This is a genomic window from Candidatus Erwinia dacicola (genome assembly GCF_001756855.1).
In the GTDB taxonomy this organism is placed as follows: domain Bacteria; phylum Pseudomonadota; class Gammaproteobacteria; order Enterobacterales; family Enterobacteriaceae; genus Erwinia; species Erwinia dacicola.
In genome coordinates this window covers 1-1,742 of sequence record NZ_MAYS01000543.1, presented here as the reverse complement: position 1 = coordinate 1,742, position 1,742 = coordinate 1, and the positions used below count along the sequence as shown (strand labels likewise).

At 51.9% G+C, this 1,742-nt stretch carries 2 protein-coding genes and 1 pseudogene; 1 reads left to right on the top strand and 2 read right to left on the bottom strand.

Annotated elements, in window-relative coordinates; genetic code table 11:
* Together BBW68_RS13600 and gpmA are read right to left on the bottom strand one after the other, a co-directional pair.
* Window positions 1-275 (bottom strand): IS6 family transposase (locus BBW68_RS13600; protein WP_148127483.1); only part of this gene is annotated, 275 nt, incomplete at its 3' end.
* Window positions 276-381: 106 nt separating this feature from the next.
* Window positions 382-1,134: a 2,3-diphosphoglycerate-dependent phosphoglycerate mutase gene (gpmA, locus tag BBW68_RS13595; RefSeq protein WP_070135758.1), complete on the bottom strand. Its 753-nt coding sequence runs from the start codon at window positions 1,132-1,134 to the stop codon at window positions 382-384.
* A gap of 295 nt (window positions 1,135-1,429) precedes the next feature.
* Between gpmA and BBW68_RS18105 the strand changes: the two are divergent.
* Window positions 1,430-1,507 (top strand): annotated as a pseudogene (locus BBW68_RS18105) (IS6 family transposase); the annotation flags it as partial.
* Window positions 1,508-1,742 lie beyond the last annotated feature (235 nt).

Here is a 1,742-nt window from a genome sequence, read left to right as displayed (position 1 = left end):
TACAGATAAGCCCAGCGTCCGTTGACCTTCACGTAGGTTTCATCGAGATGCCATGAGCCAAAACCGGAAGGTTGACGCCAGTACCAGCGCCGCCGCTTTTCCATCTCAGGTGCAGAACGCTGAACCCATCGATAAATCGTGGTGTGATCGACATTTACCCCTCGCTCAGCCAGCATCTCCTGCAGCTCACGATAACTGATGCCATATTTGCAGTACCAGCGGACGGCCCACAGGATAATATGACGCTCAAAATGTCGACCTTTAAATGGGTTCATGTGCTGCTCCTTCAACTAAACAGTGGCATCAGTTTACCATCGCCAGATCTTTGCAACAGTGCCAAAAACCCGCCACGATGGCGGTTTTTTTTTCAATCAGGCGCAATTATTTTGCTTTGCTCTGGTTAGCTACGGCTGCGGCTTTCGCGGCAATCTCGTCGGCATCGCCTAGGTAGTAGTGTTTGATTGGTTTGAAGTTTTCGTCGAACTCATACACCAGCGGCACGCCGGTTGGGATGTTCAGCTCGAGGATCTCTTTTTCGCTCATGTTGTCTAGGTATTTCACCAGCGCACGCAGGGAGTTACCATGGGCCGCGATGATCACTTTCTCGCCGCTTTTCATACGTGGCAGGATAGATTCGTTCCAGTGTGGCAGAACGCGATCGATGGTCAGCGCTAGGCTTTCGGTGGTTGGCAGCTGCTCTGCGGTCAGTGACGCATAACGCCGGTCGTGGCTAGGGAAACGCTCATCGGCGCGGTCCAGCTCTGGTGGCGTCACGGCAAAGCCACGCCGCCACTGCTTAACCTGATCGTCACCGTATTTCTGTGCGGTTTCTGCTTTATTAAGACCCTGCAGCGCACCGTAATGACGCTCGTTTAGGCGCCAAGATTTCTCGACCGGCAGCCACACCTGGTCAACTTCATCCAGAATGTTCCACAGGGTGTGGATGGCACGTTTCAGCACAGAAGTGTAAGCGAAATCGAAGGTGAAACCTTCTTTCTTTAACAGCTGACCGGCGGCTTTCGCCTCGGTGCGGCCTTTGTCTGACAGATCAACGTCGTACCAACCGGTGAAACGGTTTTCGTTGTTCCACTGGCTTTCGCCGTGACGAACCAGAACCAGCTTAGTTACAGCCATAGCTTAACTCCTTAATAACTTTACATTATCTATGATAATGGTGACCGGTAAACTGCCGGAAAGAACTCACGGCAATTTTAATATGCATTACCATAGCTGAATTCTGCGCAGCGCGTAAGCCCGTAACTGTCGCGATGCGCGATTTTCATGCATTTTATCAAACCGCCGTCAGTTCGTAACGCGTCACTGACTGATACGATTCACCTAGTTGCAGTCAGCAGTCAGGCTACGGGGCACTGTTGCAAAGATCTGGCGATGGTAAACTGATGCCACTGTTTAGTTGAAGGAGCAGCACATAAACCCATTTAAAGATCGACATTTTGAGCGTCATATTATCCTGTGGGCCGTCCGCTGGTACTGCAAATATGGCATCTTTTCAGGCACACTAATCCGGCTCAGGCATCCGCAACCATCGCTTTTTCTCCATTCCACGCAACCTTTCCGACAGTCATGCCATCGCCTGCGTTCCTGCCTGAGCGCCGGCAAAACGCAGTCGGCCCTTGCACAGGATGCACTGGTACGGGTCGGTACCCAGGAAGCCCTTCATTAGCACCGCAAACCCCGGCTTCTCCGGCATTGTTGCAAAGATCTGGCGATGGTAAAGTGAT